The organism is Herbaspirillum sp. WGmk3 (assembly GCF_023952535.1).
In the GTDB taxonomy this organism is placed as follows: domain Bacteria; phylum Pseudomonadota; class Gammaproteobacteria; order Burkholderiales; family Burkholderiaceae_D; genus Herbaspirillum; species Herbaspirillum huttiense.
Window position 1 is genome coordinate 1 of record NZ_JAKYWT010000168.1, and the last position, 234, is coordinate 234.

A 234-nucleotide genomic window follows, 5' to 3' on the forward strand; every position below is an offset into this window, starting at 1 on the left:
CGGCAATGCGCCGGTCTATGGTATCAATACCGGTTTCGGCAAACTCGCTTCCATAAAGATCGATGCGGCGGATGTGGCGACGCTGCAGCGCAATCTCATCCTGTCGCATTGCTGCGGGGTGGGCGCACCGCTTCCTGAAAATATCGTGCGGCTGATCATGGCGCTGAAGCTGGTGTCGCTCGGCCGCGGCGCGTCCGGCGTGCGGCTGGAACTGGTGCGGCTGATCGAAGCCAT

At 62.0% G+C, this 234-nt stretch carries 1 protein-coding gene; it reads left to right on the forward strand.

Going from position 1 to position 234, the window contains the following annotated elements:
* On the forward strand, positions 1-234 hold a 234-nt coding region (locus MKD49_RS26330; protein ID WP_252697780.1), incomplete at both ends, for an aromatic amino acid lyase.